Source organism: Nonomuraea sp. NPDC051191 (assembly GCF_044455665.1).
Lineage (GTDB): Bacteria > Actinomycetota > Actinomycetes > Streptosporangiales > Streptosporangiaceae > Nonomuraea.
In genome coordinates, this window is record NZ_JBITEZ010000024.1 from 41,080 (window position 1) to 60,357 (window position 19,278).

At 71.0% G+C, this 19,278-nt stretch carries 21 protein-coding genes; 14 read left to right on the forward strand and 7 right to left on the reverse strand.

The window, feature by feature from the left end:
- Positions 1-33 precede the first annotated feature (33 nt).
- Positions 34-1,113, forward strand: coding sequence for an acyltransferase (locus ACIA8R_RS46455; protein ID WP_357706959.1), 1,080 nt, complete (start codon positions 34-36; stop codon positions 1,111-1,113).
- A gap of 86 nt (positions 1,114-1,199) precedes the next feature.
- Positions 1,200-2,717 (forward strand): depupylase/deamidase Dop, encoded by a 1,518-nt coding sequence (gene dop / locus ACIA8R_RS46460; RefSeq protein ID WP_357706958.1) that lies wholly within the window; start codon positions 1,200-1,202, stop codon positions 2,715-2,717.
- A 25-nt stretch (positions 2,718-2,742) separates the two neighbouring features.
- On the opposite strand, the gene ACIA8R_RS46465 is transcribed toward dop, so the two are convergent.
- Positions 2,743-3,147 carry a hypothetical protein gene (locus ACIA8R_RS46465; protein WP_357706957.1) on the reverse strand — a complete coding sequence of 135 codons (405 nt, stop codon included), beginning with the start codon at positions 3,145-3,147 and terminating at the stop codon, positions 2,743-2,745.
- Between the two features lie 149 nt (positions 3,148-3,296).
- On the opposite strand from ACIA8R_RS46465, the gene ACIA8R_RS46470 reads away from it, so the two are divergent.
- A complete protein-coding gene (locus ACIA8R_RS46470) occupies positions 3,297-3,506 on the forward strand; it encodes a ubiquitin-like protein Pup (protein WP_132622197.1) in 210 nt (69 codons plus the stop codon).
- Between the two features lie 70 nt (positions 3,507-3,576).
- Here ACIA8R_RS46470 and ACIA8R_RS46475 read toward each other — a convergent pair whose 3' ends face one another.
- From ACIA8R_RS46475 to ACIA8R_RS46495, 5 genes are read right to left on the reverse strand one after another with little or no spacing between them, the layout of a single operon-like run.
- A complete protein-coding gene (locus tag ACIA8R_RS46475) occupies positions 3,577-4,614 on the reverse strand; it encodes a DNA polymerase IV (RefSeq protein WP_397044278.1) in 1,038 nt (345 codons plus the stop codon).
- A 22-nt stretch (positions 4,615-4,636) separates the two neighbouring features.
- On the reverse strand, positions 4,637-5,683 hold the full coding sequence (locus tag ACIA8R_RS46480) for an ABC transporter ATP-binding protein (RefSeq protein WP_364095621.1): 1,047 nt from the start codon (positions 5,681-5,683) through the stop codon (positions 4,637-4,639).
- Positions 5,680-6,498 carry a carbohydrate ABC transporter permease gene (locus ACIA8R_RS46485; RefSeq protein WP_364095624.1) on the reverse strand — a complete coding sequence of 273 codons (819 nt, stop codon included), beginning with the start codon at positions 6,496-6,498 and terminating at the stop codon, positions 5,680-5,682. Before ACIA8R_RS46485 ends, ACIA8R_RS46480 begins: the two co-directional genes overlap by 4 nt.
- Positions 6,495-7,421 carry a sugar ABC transporter permease gene (locus tag ACIA8R_RS46490; protein ID WP_364095628.1) on the reverse strand — a complete coding sequence of 309 codons (927 nt, stop codon included), beginning with the start codon at positions 7,419-7,421 and terminating at the stop codon, positions 6,495-6,497. Before ACIA8R_RS46490 ends, ACIA8R_RS46485 begins: the two co-directional genes overlap by 4 nt.
- Entirely contained in the window at positions 7,396-8,760 is a 1,365-nt protein-coding gene (locus tag ACIA8R_RS46495; protein WP_397044281.1) for an extracellular solute-binding protein, read from the reverse strand. The genes ACIA8R_RS46490 and ACIA8R_RS46495 overlap by 26 nt, the downstream gene beginning before the upstream one ends.
- Before the next feature lie 152 nt (positions 8,761-8,912).
- Here ACIA8R_RS46495 and prcB point away from each other — a divergent pair, with 152 nt between their 5' ends.
- The 8 genes from prcB (at position 8,913) to ACIA8R_RS46535 (ending at position 16,081) form a co-directional block, all read left to right on the forward strand.
- A complete protein-coding gene (gene prcB / locus ACIA8R_RS46500; protein WP_397044369.1) occupies positions 8,913-9,779 on the forward strand; it encodes a proteasome subunit beta in 867 nt (288 codons plus the stop codon).
- Positions 9,780-9,800: 21 nt separating this feature from the next.
- Positions 9,801-10,667 (forward strand): proteasome subunit alpha, encoded by an 867-nt coding sequence (gene prcA, locus ACIA8R_RS46505; protein WP_397044283.1) that lies wholly within the window; start codon positions 9,801-9,803, stop codon positions 10,665-10,667.
- A 152-nt stretch (positions 10,668-10,819) separates the two neighbouring features.
- On the forward strand, positions 10,820-11,383 hold the full coding sequence (locus ACIA8R_RS46510; protein WP_364095632.1) for a hypothetical protein: 564 nt from the start codon (positions 10,820-10,822) through the stop codon (positions 11,381-11,383).
- Positions 11,384-11,518: 135 nt separating this feature from the next.
- Positions 11,519-12,877, forward strand: coding sequence for a Pup--protein ligase (pafA, locus tag ACIA8R_RS46515; protein WP_125642647.1), 1,359 nt, complete (start codon positions 11,519-11,521; stop codon positions 12,875-12,877).
- Positions 12,878-12,966: 89 nt separating this feature from the next.
- Positions 12,967-13,905 carry an FKBP-type peptidyl-prolyl cis-trans isomerase gene (locus tag ACIA8R_RS46520; RefSeq protein ID WP_397044285.1) on the forward strand — a complete coding sequence of 313 codons (939 nt, stop codon included), beginning with the start codon at positions 12,967-12,969 and terminating at the stop codon, positions 13,903-13,905.
- Between the two features lie 93 nt (positions 13,906-13,998).
- Entirely contained in the window at positions 13,999-14,901 is a 903-nt protein-coding gene (locus tag ACIA8R_RS46525; protein ID WP_357706947.1) for an FKBP-type peptidyl-prolyl cis-trans isomerase, read from the forward strand.
- A gap of 19 nt (positions 14,902-14,920) precedes the next feature.
- On the forward strand, positions 14,921-15,568 hold the full coding sequence (locus ACIA8R_RS46530) for a helix-turn-helix domain-containing protein (protein ID WP_357706946.1): 648 nt from the start codon (positions 14,921-14,923) through the stop codon (positions 15,566-15,568).
- A gap of 33 nt (positions 15,569-15,601) precedes the next feature.
- A complete protein-coding gene (locus ACIA8R_RS46535) occupies positions 15,602-16,081 on the forward strand; it encodes a DUF3291 domain-containing protein (RefSeq protein WP_364095642.1) in 480 nt (159 codons plus the stop codon).
- On the opposite strand, the gene ACIA8R_RS46540 is transcribed toward ACIA8R_RS46535, so the two are convergent.
- A complete protein-coding gene (locus tag ACIA8R_RS46540) occupies positions 16,027-17,094 on the reverse strand; it encodes a DUF3866 family protein (RefSeq protein ID WP_364095645.1) in 1,068 nt (355 codons plus the stop codon). The two genes, ACIA8R_RS46535 and ACIA8R_RS46540, sit on opposite strands and share 55 nt — an antisense overlap.
- Before the next feature lie 38 nt (positions 17,095-17,132).
- Between ACIA8R_RS46540 and ACIA8R_RS46545 the strand changes: the two genes are divergently transcribed.
- Genes ACIA8R_RS46545 through ACIA8R_RS46555 form a run of 3 tightly spaced genes read left to right on the forward strand, consistent with a single transcriptional unit; the run spans position 17,133 to position 19,275 of the window.
- Positions 17,133-18,095 carry a WYL domain-containing protein gene (locus ACIA8R_RS46545; RefSeq protein WP_357706943.1) on the forward strand — a complete coding sequence of 321 codons (963 nt, stop codon included), beginning with the start codon at positions 17,133-17,135 and terminating at the stop codon, positions 18,093-18,095.
- A complete protein-coding gene (locus ACIA8R_RS46550) occupies positions 18,092-19,060 on the forward strand; it encodes a WYL domain-containing protein (protein WP_357706942.1) in 969 nt (322 codons plus the stop codon). The genes ACIA8R_RS46545 and ACIA8R_RS46550 overlap by 4 nt, the downstream gene beginning before the upstream one ends.
- Positions 19,057-19,275 carry a hypothetical protein gene (locus tag ACIA8R_RS46555; RefSeq protein WP_357706941.1) on the forward strand — a complete coding sequence of 73 codons (219 nt, stop codon included), beginning with the start codon at positions 19,057-19,059 and terminating at the stop codon, positions 19,273-19,275. Before ACIA8R_RS46550 ends, ACIA8R_RS46555 begins: the two co-directional genes overlap by 4 nt.
- The last annotated feature ends 3 nt before the right edge of the window (positions 19,276-19,278 follow it).

The window sequence follows — 19,278 nt, forward strand, 5'->3', positions numbered from 1 at the left end:
AACCGGCCAAAGCATGCTCGGGGAGACGGCCGGTTGGCCGAACTCGACCTCCTGCGCTTCATCGCCGCCCTGGCGGTCGTCGCCTTCCACTATCTGGTGGCCTTCGCCTCGGTCTGGGGGGCCAGGCCCGCCGCGCTGTTCCCCCCGCTCGCGCCCTTCGCCGGGCTGGGCATCCTGGGCGTGGAGCTGTTCTTCGTCATCAGCGGGTTCGTCATCCTCATGACGGTCTGGGGGCGGGGGCTCGGGGCGTTCGCCCGGTCGCGGCTGGTGCGCCTGTATCCGGCGTACTGGCTGAGCCTCGGCGCCGTGGCGGCCCTGTACGGGCTGACCGGCGCCACCGCGCTGGACCCAAAACTTTCACCAGGCCAGTACCTGGTGAACGCCACCATGTTCCAGCGGCTGTTCAAGGTGGCCGACGCCAGTGGCGTCTACTGGTCGCTGTGGGCCGAGCTGCGCTTCTACCTGCTGATCGCAATCCTGGTGATCGTGGGCGTCACGTACGGGCGGGTGCTGGTCTTCTCGGGCGTCTGGCTGGCCGCCGCGCTGGCCGCCAGGATGATCGAGAACGACCTGCTGAACGAGATCCTCATGCCCGACTACGCCCCTTATTTCGTCGCCGGCATGGCCCTGTATCTCATCCACCGCAACCGCAAGGCCCTGCTCCCGTGGCTGTACGTCGCCGCCGGGTACGCCATGGCCATCCCCGCCGCGCTGGGCCGCGTGCACCGCCGGATCGACGCCGCCGGGTTCAAGAACATGCCCGTCACCGACACCAGCGTGATCGTCACCATCACCCTGATCTTCATCGCCATGGCCCTGGTCGCCCTCGGCCTGATCCGGCTCAAACCCTCGAAGACGCTCACCGCGCTCGGGGCCACCACTTACCCGCTTTACCTCTTCCATGGGGTCACCGCGGCGGCGCTCATCCCGTTGCTCACCGGCGACCTGCCCCCCTGGACGGTGGCCCTGGTCACGACCGTGGCCGCCGTCGTGCTGTCGTATCTGATCTACTCCTTTGCCGAACGGCCGATCCAGCGACTACTCAAGCCCCGCAGATCCCCGCAAATCACAACAAGCTCCGCCGTACAGATTGAAAAGGCGTCGGTGCCATAACTCTGTGGCCTCGGGGCACTGTGAAGGGCATAGGCTCGGGCATATAAACGGCGGATAGGCAGATCCGGACGAACAGAGGGTGTTGCATGACGGTGCGTCGGGTGATGGGCATCGAGACCGAATACGGCATCTCCGTACCAGGTCAGCCAGGCGCCAACGCGATGGTGACCTCCTCCCAGGTCGTGAACGCCTACCTGGCCGCCTCGGCGGCCCGCGCGCGCAGAGCGCGCTGGGACTTCGAGGAGGAGAACCCGCTCCGCGACGCGCGCGGCTTCGACCTGGCCCGCGAGGTCGCCGATCCCAGCCAGCTCACCGACGAGGACCTCGGGCTGGCCAACGTCATCCTCACCAACGGGGCCAGGCTCTACGTCGACCACGCCCACCCGGAGTACTCCTCGCCGGAGTGCACCAACCCGCGGGCGGCGGTCATCTGGGACAAGGCCGGCGAGCGCGTCATGTACGACGCGGCCACCCGCGCCTCGGCGGTCCCGTCCAACGCGCCGATCCAGCTCTACAAGAACAACACCGACGCCAAGGGCGCCTCCTACGGCTGCCACGAGAACTACCTGATGCGGCGCGCCACGCCGTTCGCCGACATCGTCCGGCACCTGACGCCGTTCTTCGTCTCCCGGCAGGTCGTCACCGGCGCGGGCAAGGTCGGCATCGGCCAGGACTCCCGCGGCGAGGGCTTCCAGATCAGCCAGCGCGCCGACTTCTTCGAGGTCGAGGTCGGCCTGGAGACCACGCTCAAGCGGCCCATCATCAACACCCGCGACGAGCCGCACGCCGACCCCGAGAAGTACCGCCGGCTGCACGTGATCATCGGCGACGCCAACATGTCGGAGATCTCCACCTACCTCAAGCTGGGCTCCACCGCGCTCGTCCTGGCCATGATCGAGGAGGGCTTCCTCACCCGCGACCTGGCCGTGGAGAACCCGGTCCAGTCGCTGCGGGCGGTCAGCCACGACCCGAGCTGCCGCTACGAGATCCCGATGCGCGACGGCCGCAGGCTCACCGCCGTGCAGCTCCAGATGGAGTACCTGGAGCAGGCCCGCAAGTACGTCGAGGAACGCGGCACCGCCCAGGACGAGATGAACAAGGACGTCCTCGACCGCTGGGAGTCGGTGCTCACCCGCCTGGCCGAGGACCCGATGCAGCTCTCGCGCGAGCTGGACTGGGTCGCCAAGCTGGAGCTCCTGGAGGGCTACCGCACCCGCGACAGCCTGCCCTGGTCCCACCCGAGGCTGCAGCTCGTCGATCTCCAGTACTCCGACATCCGCCCCGACCGCGGCCTGTACAACCGGCTCGTGGCGCGCGGGCGCATGCAGCGCCTGATCAGCGAGGAAGAGGTCGAGCGCGCGATCGAGCTGCCGCCGACCGACACCCGCGCCTATTTCCGGGGGCGCTGCCTGAGCCAGTACAGCGAGTCGGTGGCCGCCGCCTCCTGGGACTCGGTGATCTTCGACATCCCGGGCCGGGAGTCGTTGCAGCGCGTGCCCACGCTCGAACCGCTGCGTGGCACCAAGGCCCACGTCGGCGAGCTCTTCGACCGCTGCCGCACCGCGGCCGACCTGGTCGCCGCGCTGACGGGCACCGGGGAGTAGAGCGGCCCCGGGCCGCCCCCCGGGCTCACAGCAGGCCGATCCCCAGCGTCAGCGTGCCCACGGCCAGCGACGCGCCGCCCACCGCGGTCAGCCAGATCAGCCGGTTGGGCTTGGTGTCGCGCGGCCGCACCACCGACAGGAAGAAGCCCAGCGGCATCAGGATGGGCGCGGCGACGATGAGCGTCCGCGTCAACGCCTTCACGCCGTCCGGAAGGCTCGCCTGGTCCACGTACAGCATCGCGACCAGGCTGAACAGCACCAGGACGCCCGCGTGCGCGTGCCCGGCCCGCCACAGCCCCCTGCGGACGGGGTTGTCCAGATAGCCCGGTTCGTTGCGCATGAGGAAACGCAGCAGGGTCACGCCGCCGAACGCGACGCCGGGGACTGTGATGAGGAGCACACCTGCCGTGCTCAGCGAAGAAGGTGACATGTCGGGATCTCCTTGTGTATAGGTGCATCCATTATTGGATAGGAGTGCTATCCAGTCAAGCCGCCAAGATCGCAGGCTGTTCGACGCGAAATGTCGTCAGGTTCGGGGAAGATATGCCTTAGAGGCAGTCCCCCAAGCGGAGGTAGGACATGGCAACCAAGGACACCGGCGGGCAGAAGCAGACCGGCCGGCGTGAGGCCGAAGTTGAGGAGACCGAGGCCTCGGCGGCGCCGGACGTGCAGGAGCGACAGGAGAAGCTCACTGACGATGTCGACGCGATCCTGGACGAAATCGACGAAGTGCTCGAAGAGAACGCAGAGGAATTCGTGCGTTCCTATGTGCAAAAGGGTGGCGAGTAGGGCTGACGAAGCCTTGTCCTCACCGCTCTGACCATGGGGAAGGATGAGCCCCGGCCGTCCCGGCCGGGGCTCACTCCTCGGGGGCGGTGTACTCGACCGCCACGCCGAGCAGCCTGACCGGGCGGTCGAGGTCGAAGCGGCCCAGCACGGCGAGCGCCGCCCGGGTCAGCGTGCCGGGATCGGCCGTCGGCGCCGGGAGCGTGGACTGCCGGGTGCGCGTCAGGAACGGGGCGAAGCGCACCTTGACCGTCACCCGCGCGCAGAGCCGCCCCTCCGCGGCCGCGTCGCGGGCGACCTGCCCGGCGAGATCGGCCACGTGGCCGGCGATGGCGTCGCGATCGGTGAGGTCACGGGGGAACGTGGTCTCGCGGCTGTGACCGCGGGCCACCCAGGGAGTGGTGACCACCTCCGCCTCGCCCCTGCCGAGGGCCAGGTAGTGGTACCAGGGGCCGTTGACCGGCCCGAAGACGCCGGCCAGCGCGGCCGGGTCGGCGGCGGCCAGGTCGGCGACCGTGCGCAGGCCGAGCCCGGCGAGCTTCTTCGCGGTCCGGGCGCCGATGCCCCACAGCGCGTCCGTCGGGCGGTCGTTCATCACCTCCGCCCAGTTCTCGCCGGTCAGGCGGTAGATCCCGGCGGGTTTGGCGAACGCCGAGGCGAGCTTGGCCTGGTGCTTGTTGTCGCCGATGCCGACCGAGCAGCTCAGCGTGGTGCGGTCGAGCACGACCCGCCGCAGGTCGGCCGCCAGCGCCTCGGGGTCGTCGGTCGTGGCTCCGACGAACGCCTCGTCCCAGCCCCAGACCTCCACGAGCACCGGCAGCTCGCGCAGGGCGGCCATGACCCGCTCGGAGGCGGCCTCGTAGGCGGGCGGGTCGCTGGGCAGGAAGACGGCCTCGGGGCAGCGCCGCAGCGCGGTGCGCAGCGGCATGCCGGAGTGCACGCCGTGCTCGCGGGCCTCGTAGGTGGCGGTCGCGGCGACCGTGCGGGGCTGGGTGGGGTCGCCGGAACCGCCCACCACGACGGGCCTGCCGCGCAGCTCGGGATGGCGCAGCAGCTCCACGGCGGCGATGAACTGGTCGAGGTCGACGTGCAGGATCCAGGACCTGGCCATGGGTCCAGTATGCGGGCCGGGCTCACAGCAGCCGGTCGTCGCGGTAGACCAGGGCGCGGCGCGGCACGGCCCAGCGCGAGGCGCCGAGCGGCGGCTCCTCGCCCTCGGGCACGACGGCCTGGATGAGCCCGCCCGGGGACTCCAGGGTGATGAGGGTGTGGGTGCCCATGTTCTCCAGGACGGAGACCACGCCGGGGAAGGCGTCGGGGCGCTCGGCGGGGGACAGGTCCATGTACTCCGGGCGTACGCCGTACGTCACCGGGACGTCGTCGTCCGGGGCCAGGCCCTCGGGCAGCGGGCGAAGGGCGCCGGCCACCTTGAGCCCGGAGTCGGTGACCTGGGCGGGCAGCAGGTTCATCGGGGTGGAGCCGATGAAGGAGGCCACGAACGTGGTGGCCGGCCGGTGGAAGATCTCCGACGGGGTGCCGACCTGGACCATCGAGCCCTTGGACATGACGGCGATGCGGTCGGCGAGCGCGAGCGCTTCGGCCTGGTCGTGGGTGACGAACACGGTGGTGACGGCCAGCTCCCGCTGCAGCCGCTTGAGGAAGGTGCGGGCCTCCAGGCGCAGCCGGGCGTCGAGGTTGGACAGCGGCTCGTCGAACAGGAACGCGGCCGGATGGCAGGCGATCGCGCGGGCCAGCGCCACCCGCTGCTGCTGTCCGCCCGACAGCTCGGCCGGACGCCGCAGCAGCAGCTCGGTGAGGCTGAGCCGGGCCGCGACCTCGGCCGCCTTCTCCACCCGCCGGGCGCGGGGCACCTTCTTGATGCGCAGCGGGTAGGCGATGTTGGCGGTGACGTCCATGTGGGGGAAGATCGCGTAGTCCTGGAAGACCATGGCGACGTCGCGCTCGCCCGGCGGCAGCGCGGTGACGTCCCTGTCGTTGATGGCGATGGTCCCGGAGGTGGGGGTCTCCAGGCCGGCGATGCTGCGCAGGAGGGTGGTCTTCCCGCAGCCGGAGGGGCCGAGCAGGGCGAAGAACTCACCGTCGGCGACGGTGAGCGCGAGGTCGTCGAGCGCGCGTACGCCGCCGGGGAACACCTTGGTCAGGCCGTGCAGGGAGATCAACGCTTGATTCCTCCGTGGAAGCGGAAGCCGTACCGCTGGGAGACGAACAGGTACATCAACACCACCGGCAGGGAGTACAGCAGGGAGAAGGCGGAGATGAGGTCGAGCCTGGGCGCGCCGCCCTCGGTGTAGAGCGTGTAGAGGATGATCGAGCCGGGCGCCTTGTCGGGGTCGCGCAGCAGGATGAACTGGAACAGGAACCCGCCCCACACGCTGGCCAGCGCCCACACGGCGATGGTGGCCAGGCCGGGCCGGACGAGCGGGACCACGATATGCCGCAGGATCTGCAGCGAGGAGGCGCCGAAGACGCGGGCCGACTCCTCGTAGGAGGTGGGCGTCTCGTCCATGAAGTCCTTCAGGATGAAGATCGCGGCGGGCAGCAGCCCGGCCGAGACCACGAGGATGACGCCGAGATGGGTGTCGATGAGGCCGAGCCGGGTGGCCAGCTCGAAGATCGGCACCATCGCCGCCGTGCCGGTCACCACGGACGACAGCAGCAGGAGCAGGTAGAGCAGGACGTCGCGGCCGGGCAGCCGCACCCGCGACAGCGCGTACGCGGCCAGCGCCGACAGGACGACGACCAGCAGCGCGGCCCCGCCGCCCTGGATGAGGGAGTTGCGGATCGAGCCCAGCGCGTACGGGTTGTCCAGGACGGCGGCGAAGTTGCGCAACGTGAACTCGGGGATCGACGTGGTGATCGTGGGCGTGTCGTCGAAGGGCGCGCTGGCCAGCCAGAGCATGGGCAGCGCGAAGAAGGCCAGGACGACGGCGACGAAGACGGTGGCGGCCAGCCGCCCGACGGTGTGACGGATCATGCGGGCGGTCCTCCGGCGGCGGCGGCCTCCGGCGTGCGGCGACGGCCGCGCAGCAGCCGCAGGTAGGCCAGGGCGAAGACGAGGTTGATCAGCAGGATGAGGAAGGAGATGGCGGCCCCGACGCCGAGCTGCCCGTCCTGGAGGGCGACGCGGTAGACGTACACGGGGAGGATCTCCGAGCGGCCCTCGGGCCCGCCGCCGGTCAGCACGAACGGCGTGAAGTCGTTGAACGTCCACAGGCTGATCAGCAGCAGGTTCGTCAGGACGTGCCGCCTGATCGTGGGCAGCACCACGTCGCGCAGCTGCTGCGGCACGCTCGCGCCCGCCAGCCGGGCGGTCTCCAGGTGCGAGGGCGGCACGTTCTCCAGGGCGGCCGAGTAGAGCATCATCGAGAACGCGGTGCCGCGCCACACGTTGAAGACGATGATCGACAGCAGCGGGTAGTCCAGCAGCCAGGCGAACCCGGGCGTGTGCAGCAGGGCGTTGAGCGTGCCGTCGTCGCGGTCGAGCAGCGCGAACCACAACATGCCGACCACGGTGCTGGGCAGGATCCACGACAGCAGCACCGCGCCCTCGACGATCCTGCGCAGCGGGCCGGTCCGGGAGCGCAGGATCCAGGCCAGGGCGAACCCCAGCCCGGCCTGCCCGACGACGGCCGAGCCGCCGACGTACAGCAGGGTGAGCCACAGCGAGGACAGGAAACGCGGGTCGGCCAGCGCGGTGGTGTAGTTGTCGAGCCCGACGACCTGGGGGTCGGCGGCGGCCAGGCCGGTCAGCCGGTAGTCGGTCAGGCCGAGGTAGACGGTCCACAGGGCGGGGAAGAGCAGGAAGACGCCGATCAGGACCAGGGCGGGCAGGACGAACGCGACCGCCCTGCCCCGGCCCAGCCCCGCGGCGTCAGCCGCCGACGTTGGCCGCGCCACCGACCAGTCCCTCCAGCCTGCCCTGGTACGCCGCGGCCGCCTCGTCCGCGCTCTTGCCGCCGACCACGGCCGCCGTGGCCTCCTGCAACGCGGTCGAGACCTGCGGGTAGACGGCCAGTCCCGGACGGTAGGCGGTGACCGGCAGCACCTCGTCGGCCACGTACTTGAGCATGGGGTCGGCGGTCAGCACCTCCTCGTTGACATCGGTACGGGAGCTGATGCGGGCCTGCCCGGCCAGCTGCGACTTGGTCGCGGCCGCAGAGTGCATGAAGGCCAGCAGCTCCCAGGCCAGCTTGGGGTTCTTGGAGAAGGGGTTGAGCACGCGGACGGCCCCGCCCGACATGCTCACGAAGTCCTGGCCGCGGATTCCGCCGCCGGGCTGCCTGGCCGGGATCTTGGCGTAGCCGACGACCTGGTCGCGGTCGGGCATGGGGGCGACCCCGGCCTTGGGCTCGATGACCGAGCGCCAGAAGTAGTCGCTCTCGGCCAGGATGGCGATCTTCCCGGCGGCGAACTGGGCGAAGGACTTGTCGCGGCCCTTGGCCTCCTGCTGGAGCTTGGGGTCGCCGAGCCCGCTGCCGCCGTAGATCTGCTGGTAGAAGCCCAGGACGTCCTTGACGGCCTGGGAGGCGCCGGCCCACTTGCCCGAGGCGTAGATCTCCGACCCGGCGCCGGCCAGCAGGGGGAGCACGCCCTGCATGGTGGTGGCCTCGCCCATGGCGGTACCGGCGTCGATCTGGACGGGCGTGGGCACCCCGGCGGCCTTGAGCTTGACGCCGGCGTCGATGATCTGCTGCCAGCTGGTCGGCTGCCAGTTCTCGGGCAGCCCGGCCTTCCTGAACAGCGCCTTGTTGTAGAACAGCACCCGGCCGTCGGTGCCCTGGGGCAGGCCGTACTTCTTGCCGTCGAAGATGCCGAGGCCCTGGACGGCCTGCGGGATCTGCGACCAGCCCTCCCACTGCTCGACGCCGGCGCCGCCGACCTCGGTGAGCGGCTTGATGTATCCGGCCTGGGCGAACTCGCCGACCCAGATGCCGTCCAGGTCGATGACGTCGGCCCCGGTCCTGGACTTGAGGTCGAGAGCGATCTTGGTCTTGTACTGCTCGTCGTCCACGCCGTTGCCCTGGAAGAGCACCTTGACGTTCTGGTGGGTCTTCTCGAACTCGGGGATGACCCACTTCTTGATCCAGGCGGCGGACTCGGAGTTCTTGCCGCCCTCGATGGAGTTGGCGGTGATGGTGAGGGTGATGCTGCCCCCGGACTGGGTGCCGGAGCCGCAGGAGGTGAGGGCCAGGACGGCGGCTGCCGCGACGAGCGCGGGCCGGCTGGGGAGTCGCAAGTCGGCCTCCTGTTCAGGACGTGCAGACATACCGACAATTGCACGGGGTGTGGCGGGCGTAAAGAAACGATCTGATGAACGGTTCGCCGTGAGCTGATCGTGGGAAGTGCAGACAGCAACGCAACATGAGTAGGGTCGGCCTAGAGACACTGATGTTGGGAGGGAGTCGCGTGGCACCTAACAGGGATCTGCCCGTCGGCCTGGTGGACCAGCTTTTCCGAAACTCAGGGAACTCCTCGTTCACCGAGTTCGTCGGCTCGTACGCGCCCGAGTTGCTGCCACAGCGTCACCAGGCGCTGGCCACTCCGATCGGCGACCAGGTCCCGCACGCGACCACGATCGTGGCGGCCACCTTCGCGGGCGGCGTGGTGATGGCGGGCGACCGGCGGGCCACCTCGGGGAACATCATCTCGCAGCGTGACATCGAGAAGGTGTTCCGCGCCGACGACTACTCGTGCATGGGCATCGCGGGCACGGCCAGCACGGGCATCGAGATGGCCCGGCTCTACCGTGTCGAGCTGGAGCACTACGAGAAGATGGAAGGCCGCACGCTGTCGGTGGCGGGCAAGGCCAACCGGCTGGCCACCATGATCCGCGGCAACCTCGGCATGGCGATGCAGGGCCTGGTGGTGGTGCCGCTGTTCGCGGCCTACGACCCCGACCGCGACCAGGGCCGCATCTTCAGCTACGACGTGGCGGGCGGCCCCTACGAGCGTGACAGGTTCGACGCCATCGGCTCCGGTTCGATCTTCGCGCGCGGCTCGCTGAAGAAGCTCTACCGCGACGGCGCCTCGGCCGACGACATGGTGATGACGGTGATCCAGGCCCTCTACGACGCGGCCGACGACGACTCGGCGACCGGCGGGCCCGACGTGTCCAGGAAGATCTGGCCGATCGTGTCGGTGATCGACGCCGACGGCTTCCGCAGGCTGAGCGATCAGCAGGTGGCCGACCACGTCGAACAGATGCTGGAGGCCCGGATGATCTCGCCCGACGGCCCCATCGCCCCGCTGCGCTAGAAAGGACCACTGCCCGTGTCCATGCCTTTTGGATATGCGTCCCCTGAGCAGATCATGCGGGACAAGGCCGACTACGCGCGCAAGGGCATCGCGCGGGGCCGGTCCGTCGTCGTGCTGCAGTACGTCGACGGCATCCTGTTCGTGGCGCCCAACCCGTCGCGGGCGCTGCACAAGATCAGCGAGATCTACGACCGCATCGGGTTCGCCGCCGTCGGCCGCTACAACGAGTTCGAGGAGCTGCGTCTCGGCGGCATCCGCTACGCCGACATCAACGGCTACACCTACGACCGCTCCGACGTCACCGGCCGCGGCCTGGCCAACCTCTACGCCTCCAACCTGGGCCGCATCTTCACCGAGTCGATCAAGTCGCTGGAGGTGGAGGTCGTCGTCGCCGAGGTCGGCGACACCCCCGACGGCGACGCCATCTACCGGCTGACCTTCGACGGCTCGGTGTTCGACGAGCACGGCTTCGCGGCCATGGGCGGCCAGGCCGACGCCGTGGCCGGGCGGCTGAAGGAGCGCTACCGCGAGTCGATGTCGCTGGCCGACGCCCTGGAGGTGGCGCTGGCGGCGCTCACCGAGCCGGGCGGCGAGCGGCCGCCGGTCGGGCAGCTGGAGGTCGCGGTGCTCGACCGCAACCGTGAGCACCGCAAGTTCGTGCGGCTGACGGGTGCGCGGCTGGAGCGCCTGCTCGCCCGGACCACGTCGTCCGCGACGCCACCCGCCACTCCGCCCGCCACTCCGCCCGCGACCCCGCCGGCCGAGTCCGACTCGGAGCCGCCCGCCACTCCGCCCGCCACTCCGCCCACGACGCCGCCTGCCGCGCCCCCGACCGGCCCGCCCACGGGCCCTGAGGGCGACGTGGACGACGGGTCAGGGCCGCTGTAAGGCCCGAAGACCACCGGCAGAGGGCGAGGGCCGCCACGGCGGCCCTCGCCCTCTGCCGTGCGGCGGCCCCTCGCGAGAGTGGCGCGTGCTGTGTGACCTGTATCACTGACGCGACGGTGAACCCTGGGGCGCGAGGTGGGATCTCAGCAAGCGTGAACACTTCGATGCGCACCCTCCTCGCCGGCGGCACCGCCGCCGCCGCGCTGCTGGCCTCCGTCGTCGCCGCCAACGCGGCCACTGCGGCCACCGCAACGACCGCAACGACCTCGACCGCCACGGCCTACCCGGCGTACAAGAAGCCCGCGATCTTCGGCACGAGCTTCCAGGCCGACCCCGGCCACGACTTCACCAAGGGCATCCACTCCCGCCACAACGGCATCCTGCGCGGCTGGATCACCGACGTGCGCGGCGGCGTCGCCGAGTACGAGCCCATCAAGTGGAAGCGGTCCAAGCAGACCGAGGGGTACTTCGTCGGCCCGCCCGAGGGCGACGTGACGGCCTACGCCTCCCCGATCGCCAAGGACGTCGTCTTCCTGTCGGCCTACGGCTGCAAGCCGGAGATGGCGGCCATGACCGTCGACCGCAACACCGGCCTGGGGGCCAAGCGCTGTCCCTCGTCCGTCCTGGTCAAGCGGCACAGCAAGCAGCGGCAGCCGTCGCTCGTCACGGTGTACCAGGGCAAGATCGTCAAGGTGCAGGAGATCTACACCCCGTGAACCGGCTCCGCGCTTCGCGGGGGCGGGCGCGGACCTGGTAAAGCCCATCCAACAAACCTGGCAAATGGGACGTCCGCCGGAAAACACCTGTGAAGATCTCTCCCGATCGCCGATCCATGGGCATAGTGTGAGGTGATGGATCGTCGCATCTTCGGGCTGGAGAACGAGTACGGCGTGACCTGCACGTTCAGGGGACAGCGCAGGCTGTCCCCCGACGAGGTCGCGCGCTACCTGTTCCGGCGGGTCGTGTCCTGGGGCCGATCGAGCAACGTCTTCCTCCGCAACGGCGCACGTCTCTACCTCGACGTGGGCAGCCATCCTGAGTACGCAACACCCGAGTGTGACAACGTCATCGAACTCGTCACGCACGACAAGGCGGGCGAGCGCATCCTTGAGGGCCTTCTCGTCGACGCCGAGAAACGCCTGCGCGAAGAGGGCATCGCGGGTGACATCTATCTCTTCAAGAACAACACCGACTCGGCCGGCAACTCCTACGGCTGCCACGAGAACTACCTGGTGGGCCGGCACGGCGAGTTCGGCCGCCTGGCCGACGTGCTGATCCCGTTCCTGGTGACCCGGCAGATCGTGTGCGGTGCGGGCAAGGTGCTCCAGACGCCGCGCGGCGCCGTCTACTGCGTCTCGCAGCGGGCCGAGCACATCTGGGAAGGCGTCTCCAGCGCCACCACCCGGTCCCGGCCGATCATCAACACCCGTGACGAGCCGCACGCCGACGCCGAGCGCTTCCGCCGCCTGCACGTCATCGTCGGCGACTCCAACATGAGCGAGACCACGATGCTGCTCAAGGTCGGCGCGACCGACCTGGTGCTGCGCATGATCGAGGCCGGCACGGTGATGCGCGACCTGTCCCTGGAGAATCCGATCAGGGCCATCCGCGAGGTCTCCCACGACATGACCGGCCGCCGCCGGGTGCGCCTGGCCAACGGGCGCGAGGCCTCCAGCCTGGAGATCCAGCAGGAGTACCTGTCCAAGGCCCAGGACTTCGTCGACCGGCGCGGCGGCGACGCCATCACCCGCCGGGTGCTGGAGCTGTGGGAGCGCACGCTGCGCGCGGTCGAGACCGGCGACCTCGACCTGGTCTCGCGCGAGATCGACTGGGTGACCAAATACCAGCTCATCGAGCGCTACCGCAAGAAGTACGACCTGCCGCTGTCCTCGCCCAGGGTGGCCCAGCTCGACCTGGCCTACCACGACGTCCACCGCAAGCGCGGCCTGTTCTACCTGCTGCAGAAGCGTGGCTCGGTCGAGCGGGTGGCCTCCGACCTGAAGATCTTCGAGGCCAAGTCGGTGCCGCCGCAGACGACCAGGGCGCGCCTGCGCGGCGAGTTCATCCGCAAGGCGCAGGAGAAGCGGCGCGACTTCACCGTCGACTGGGTTCACCTGAAGCTGAACGACCAGGCCCAGCGCACGGTGTTGTGCAAGGACCCCTTCCGCAGCGTGGACGAACGGGTCGACAAGCTCATCGCGGGCATGTGAGGAACGGGCCGGGGCGTGGTGTTTACCTCGGCCCTACCTCGATGTCGGGTAGGGTGACGCGAATCTGACGTCTTTTCCGAGGGAAATCCATGCGCCGCGCTCTGGCCGTACTGGCAGCCGTGCCTCTGATCTTCTTCGCCGCCGCGTGCGGCGACACCGACGCCGGGGCGAACGGAGGCGCCGCCACCAGCACCGGCTCGGCCGGGCTCAAGGTCACCGGCGACGTGGGCGCCAAGCCCACGGTGACCTTCCCCGCCGGCTCGCCGGCGACGAAGTCCTCCTACCAGGTGATCCAGCCGGGCACCGGCCCCGAGGTCAAGACCGGCGACAAGCTGATCGTCAACCTGACCGTCTACAACTGGGACGGCAAGGGCAACGCGATCCAGGGCTCCTCCTACGACACCAAGCAGCCCGAGACCGTCCCGGTCAACGAGCAGCTGCCGCAGGTGCTGCGCGATGGCTTCACCAAGGTCAAGCACGGCGGCCGGCTGCTGGCGGTGCTGGCCAACGACTCGGCGCCGCAGGGGCAGGCCACGGCCGGCGCCGAGCCGACGAAGGTGTTCGTGCTCGACGTGGTCGGCGCCCGGCCCGCCGCGCTGAAGGCGGCCACGGGCAAGGAGACCGGCCAGAGCCTCGACGGCGTCAAGGTGGTCAACCCGGGTGGGGACAAGGCCCCCACGCTGACCACCAAGACGGACAAGAAGCCGTCCAAGGAGCTGGTGGTCAAGACCGTCATCGAGGGCACGGGCGCCAAGGTGCTGCCCACCCAGACGCTGACCGTCCACTACACGGGCAAGATCTGGGGCACCGACAGCCAGTTCGACTCCAGCTGGGAGCGCGGCGAGCCGGCCGAGTTCCCGCTCGCGAACGTGATCCAGGGCTGGCAGAAGGGCCTGGCCGGAGTGCCGGTCGGCAGCCGGGTCGTCATGAGCATCCCGCCGGACCTCGGCTACGGCGACCAGGCCCAGGACAAGATCCCCGCCAAGAGCACGCTGGTGTTCGTGGTGGACGTGCTGGCGGCCTCCTGACGGGCGATCTCCTGACGGGCGTTCCGACGACGCGGTAGCATCTCGTGGCCCGGTGGCTTCCCGCCGCCGGGCCGCTTCGTCGTGGGAGGACCGATGCGCCGCCGTACGATCGTGCCGTCGCTGGCGCCGCTGCTCCTGCTGGCCGCCGGATGCACGGGCGCGACGGCCGGCGACCTCGACCTGAAGGTGGGCGGCGCGTTCGGCGCCAGGCCCACGATCGTCTTCCCCGACGGCAGGCCCGCCGCCGGCCTGCGGGTCGAGGAGCTGAGCACGGGCGGCGGCGACCGGCTCGGCGACGACGACGTCGCGGTCGTCCAGTACACCGCGCACGTCTGGGACGGCCGCGACAACCGCCTGGTCGACTCCAGCTTCAACCGGGGCACCCCGGCGGCCTTCCCGGTGGGTTCGCTGCTGCCGGGGCTGGACCGGGCGTTGCGCGGCCGTACGGTGGGCAGCAGGGTGATCGCGGCGATCCCGCCGGGGGAGGGCTTCGGCACGAGTCCGCCGCGCGGCGTCGGCCCGGCCGACGACCTGTTCTACGTCGTGGACATCCTGGGCGCCCACCACAAGGGCGCCTCGGTCAAGAGCGCCGGCGGGTCGCTGGCCGGGGTGCGGGTGACCGGTGACGACCGTCCTGAGCTGTCGATCCCGTCCGCCGCGCCGCCGCGCGCTTTCGCCTCGAAGGTGCTCAGGCGGGGGAGCGGGCGTCCGGCGCAGGCCGGGCAGCTCCTGGTCACCCAGTACGAGGGCGCGGTCTGGGACCGGCGGCGGGTCTTCGACGGCACCTGGCCGACCGGCCTGCCGAAGGCGTTCAAGATCGGCGACGGCACCGTGATCAAGGGGTGGGACAAGGCGCTGGTCGGGGTGCCGGTCGGCAGCCGGGTGCTGATGATCGTGCCGCCCGCCTACGGCTACGGCGCGCCCGGCCACGCCGCGTACGGGATCAAGGGCTCCGACACCCTCGTCTTCGTCGTGGACGTCCTGGCCGCCTACTGAGGCTCCGTAGACTCCGGCTGTGAGCAGTGACGACGACCTGCAGGCGCTCGGCCTGCTGCACGACCCCGTGCGCCGCAGCCTGTACGAGGCCGTGACGGCCGGCGGCGGCGACGTCGGCCGGGGTGAGGCCGCCGAGGCCGCCGGCGTGTCCCGCACGCTGGCCGGCCACCACCTCGACAAGCTCGTCGAGGCCGGGCTGCTGGAGAGCGGCTTCCGCCCCCAGGACAGGAAGGGGCCCGGTAGCGGCCGCCCGGCCAAGGTCTACCGCCGGGCCAAGGGCGAGCGCACGGTCAGCCTGCCTCCGCGCGACTACGCGACGCCCGCCTCGGTGCTGGCCGACGTGGTGGAGCTGCTGGGCGCCGAGGAGCAGGCCGAGCAGGCGGCCCGCCGGGCGGGCGCGCGCCTCGCCAGGGGGCGGTCCGGTGAGCCCGTCGACCGTGTGCTGCGTGAGCGCGGCTACGAGCCCTACGACGAGGGCGGCGCGCTGCGGCTGCGCAACTGCCCCTTCCACCTGCTGTCCCAGGAGCAGCCGCTGCTGGTGTGCTCGATGAACCTGGCGCTGTGCCAGGGGCTGCTGGAGGGCATGGGTGAGGATCCGGGCAGGGCGCGGCTGGATCCGCGGCCAGGGGAGTGCTGCGTCTCCCTTTCTAAAACAAATGAAGATTGACATAGAAGCCGCGGTGATGATGTGCTGAGCCCCATGCATCTGGCCCAGCTCAACGTCGCGCACCTGCGCGCGCCCATCGACGCCCCCGAACTCGCCGAGTTCGTCGCCCTGCTCGAACCCGTCAACGCCGTCGCCGACGAGGCCCCCGGCTTCGTGTGGCGGATGAAGGAGAGCGAGAGCGACCCCACCGCCACCGTCGTGCACGACTTCGGCGACCACCTGCTGATCAACTTCTCGGTGTGGGAGTCCCTGCAGACCCTGTGGGACTTCACCTACCGCAGCGTCCACCTGGGCGTGCTGCGCCGGCGCAGGGAGTGGTTCCTGCGCGTGGCCGAGCCGTACATGGTGATGTGGTGGGTGCCCGAGGGGCACATCCCCTCGCTGGCCGAGGGCATGCGGCGGCTGGAACGCCTCAGGACCGAGGGGCCGAGCCCCGAGGCGTTCACGTACAAGGACTCCTACGACAGCAGCGAGGCCGCCAGCCTGCCCGCGGCCGCCGAGGCCAGGAAGTAGGCCAGGTCCTCCTCCAGGCCCCTGCCCATGGTGGACAGCTTCACGGGCGCGGCGCGCAGCGCCTCGTGCAGGCCGTCCACCGGCACCGGCACCAGCCGGTGCCGCGCCGCCAGCGGCCCGGCCTGGTCGCGCACCCGCTCGCCGAACGCGCCGGGCAGCTCCGGCACCGCCACGTCGGCCGGCGACAGCGCGACCCGCCCGTAGGCGGTCAGCGAGTGGTGGGAGAGGCCGACGTGCCGCTCGCGGGCGTCGCCCTCGCTGACCCGCAGCGCCGCCACCGGACGGCCGCGCAGCACCCCGGCGGCGTTGACCGCCTCGCCCGCCGACACGCCCGAGAAGCCCCACCGGGTGCCCGTCCCCAGGTTGCCCGGCCCCTGCGCGACGACCGCCACGTCGGCCGCCAGCACGTGCCGGGCCGCCAGCAGCCCGGTGTGCACGGTGACCGTCTCGACGTCGCCGCCGAACGCCTGGCCCGTCGTGACCACCCCGGCCAGCCAGCCGACCTCGCGCAGGCGGGCCGCCGACATCGAGAACCAGGCGGGCAGCGCGCCGCCGTCCTGCATCACGTACGCCACCCGCAGGCCGGGGGCGCCGTCGTACAGGCCGGCCAGGATCGGGGCCAGCGCGGAATGCAGATCGGCCACGATCACCGGCATCCCGGCCAGGTCGTCGGCCTCGCTCAGGACGTCGTGGAACTCCGAATCCTGCTCGTCGGCGCCCAGCACCGTGGCCTGCAGCGGGGTGTAGCGGGCCTTCACCAGGTGCCCCGGACCCTCCGGATCTTGCGGCAAACGGTTCGGGACGGCCACCACCATGGCGTAACCTCCCGTACCGAGACCCATCGCGAGTGCGGTCGTGTTGAGCAGCACCTCGTCGCCGGGTTCCGGGCGGCCCACCAATGGGGGGTAGGCCAGTGCCCGGCACTCACCTTCGGGTACGGCGACGTCCAGCTCCACCGCTCCCGGCCACTCGCGTCGGATCCGGACAACCTCGCCCTTGCGCCATCTGATCACGGGGGCAGGGTAGCGTCGATGAAGGAGGAGTGAGGCAGATGTCGCGCCGTAAGACCGAGCGGTTGCTGAATCTGGTGATCTGCCTGCTCGCCACCCGGCGCCCGCTGTCGGCCGAGCAGATCCGCCAGGCGGTTCCCGGCTACGACCGCGATGGCGACGAGGCGTTCCAGCGCATGTTCGAACGCGACAAGAACGAGTTGCGCGAGATCGGCATCCCCATCGACGTCGTACGCGACCCGTGGGAGGACGAGCCGGGCTACCGCATCGATCCCCAGTCGTACGAGCTGCCGGAGATCACCCTGGAGGCCGACGAGGCCGCCGTGCTCGGCCTGGCGGCGCAGGTGTGGCAGCGGGCCAGCCTGGCCGAGGCCGCCTCGGGGGCGCTGCTGAAGCTGCGCGCCGCCGGCGTGGCCACCGACGAGCCGGTCGGCGGCCCGATCGGCGGCGGCGCCCTTGAGCTGCGCGTCGACACCCGCGACCCGGCCTTCCCCGCCCTGTGGGACGCCGTGCGCGACCGCCGCGTGGTGCGCTTCGACTACCGCGCCTCCGGCAGCGAGACCGTGCGCGCCCGCACCGTCGAGCCCTGGGGCGTGGTCAGCCGGCGCGGGCGCTGGTACCTGGCCGGGTTCGACCGCGACCGCGCCGCGCCGCGCGCCTTCCGCCTCAGCCGCATCACCGGCCCGGTCGGCGCCGTCGGCCGCCCCGGCGTCGTCGAGGTGCCCCACGGCGTCGACCTGCGGGCCATGGTCGGCTTCCCCGAGGAGCCGGTGGACGAGCGCGTCGCCGTCATCCGGGTGCGCCGGGGCTGCTGCGAGGGCCTGCGCCAGCTGGCCAGGGCCGTGCGTCCGCGCGAGGACGGCTGGGACGAGGCCGAGCTGGCCTTCACCGACCCCGAACGCCTCGCGGGCTGGATGGCCAGCCTCGGCGCCGACGTCCAGGTGGTCGGGCCGCCGGACGCCCGCGAGGCCGTCATCCGCCGACTGAAGGGAACCCTGGCATGAGCGGTTCGGCCGACCGGCTGCCCCGGCTGCTGGCGCTGGTGCCGTACCTGATGTCCCATCCGGGGGCGCAGGTAGGCGAGGTCGCCGAGGTGTTCGGGCTGAGCGAGAAGCAGCTCATCGACGACCTGCAACTGGTGTGGATGTGCGGCCTGCCCGGCCACACCCCCGGTGACCTCATCGACGTCTCCTGGGACGGCGGCGAGATCATCATCGACAACGCCGAGACCATCGCCAGGCCGCTGCGGCTCGGCATCGACGAGGCCAGCGCGCTGCTGGTCGCGCTGCGCATGATGGCCGCCACCCCCGAGCTGGCCGACGTGGCCGCCGGCGACGCGCTGCCGCGCGTGGTGGCCAAGCTGGAGCGCGCCGCGGGCGAGGGCGCGGCCACCGTCAGCAGCCAGGTCGCCTTCGACGTCGAGGCCGCCCCCGACGCCCTCGGCCGGGTGCGCGAAGGGCTCACCGGCCGGCGCCGGCTGTCGCTGCGCTACTACGTGCCCGGGCGCGACGAGGTCACCCCGCGCGAGGTCGACCCGACCCGCGTCGTGGTCGTCGACGGCCGCACCTACCTGGAGGGCTGGTGCTACCGGGCCGAGGCGATGCGGCTGTTCCGGCTCGACCGGGTGCTCGGCGTCGACGTGCTCGACGTGCCGGCCGACCCGCCGGCGGAGGCCGAGCCGATCGACGTCACCCGGGGCGTCTTCCGTCCCTCGCCGACCGACGAGCTGGTCGAGCTGGAGGTCAGCGCGGCCGGGCGGTGGGTGGCCGAGTACTACCCGTGCGAGGAGGTCGCCGAGCTCGGTGAAGGACGGCTGAAGATCACGTTGCGGGCGCGTGACGAGGACTGGATCGTCAAGCTGGCGCTGCGGCTGGGCGACACCGGCCGGGTCGTCTCCCCGCCCCGGATGGCCGAGACCGTGCGCGAGGAGGCCGAGCGGGCCCTGGCCCTGTACGCTCAGCAGTCATGACGTGGATCTTCTGGGCCGCCGGGCTGGTCCTGGCCGGGCTGGCCGTGCTCGGCGTCGCGGGCGCGAGGGCCGCGGCCGCGGCACGTTCCCTGAAACGGGAGGTCGCCGCGGCGAAGGCGCGTCTGGAGCCCATGCAGGCCAGATTGACGCCCCGGGGAGATGAGACCACGGCCCCTGGGGGCGTACCATCGGGGCTGAAGACCGGCACTCGCTGATAA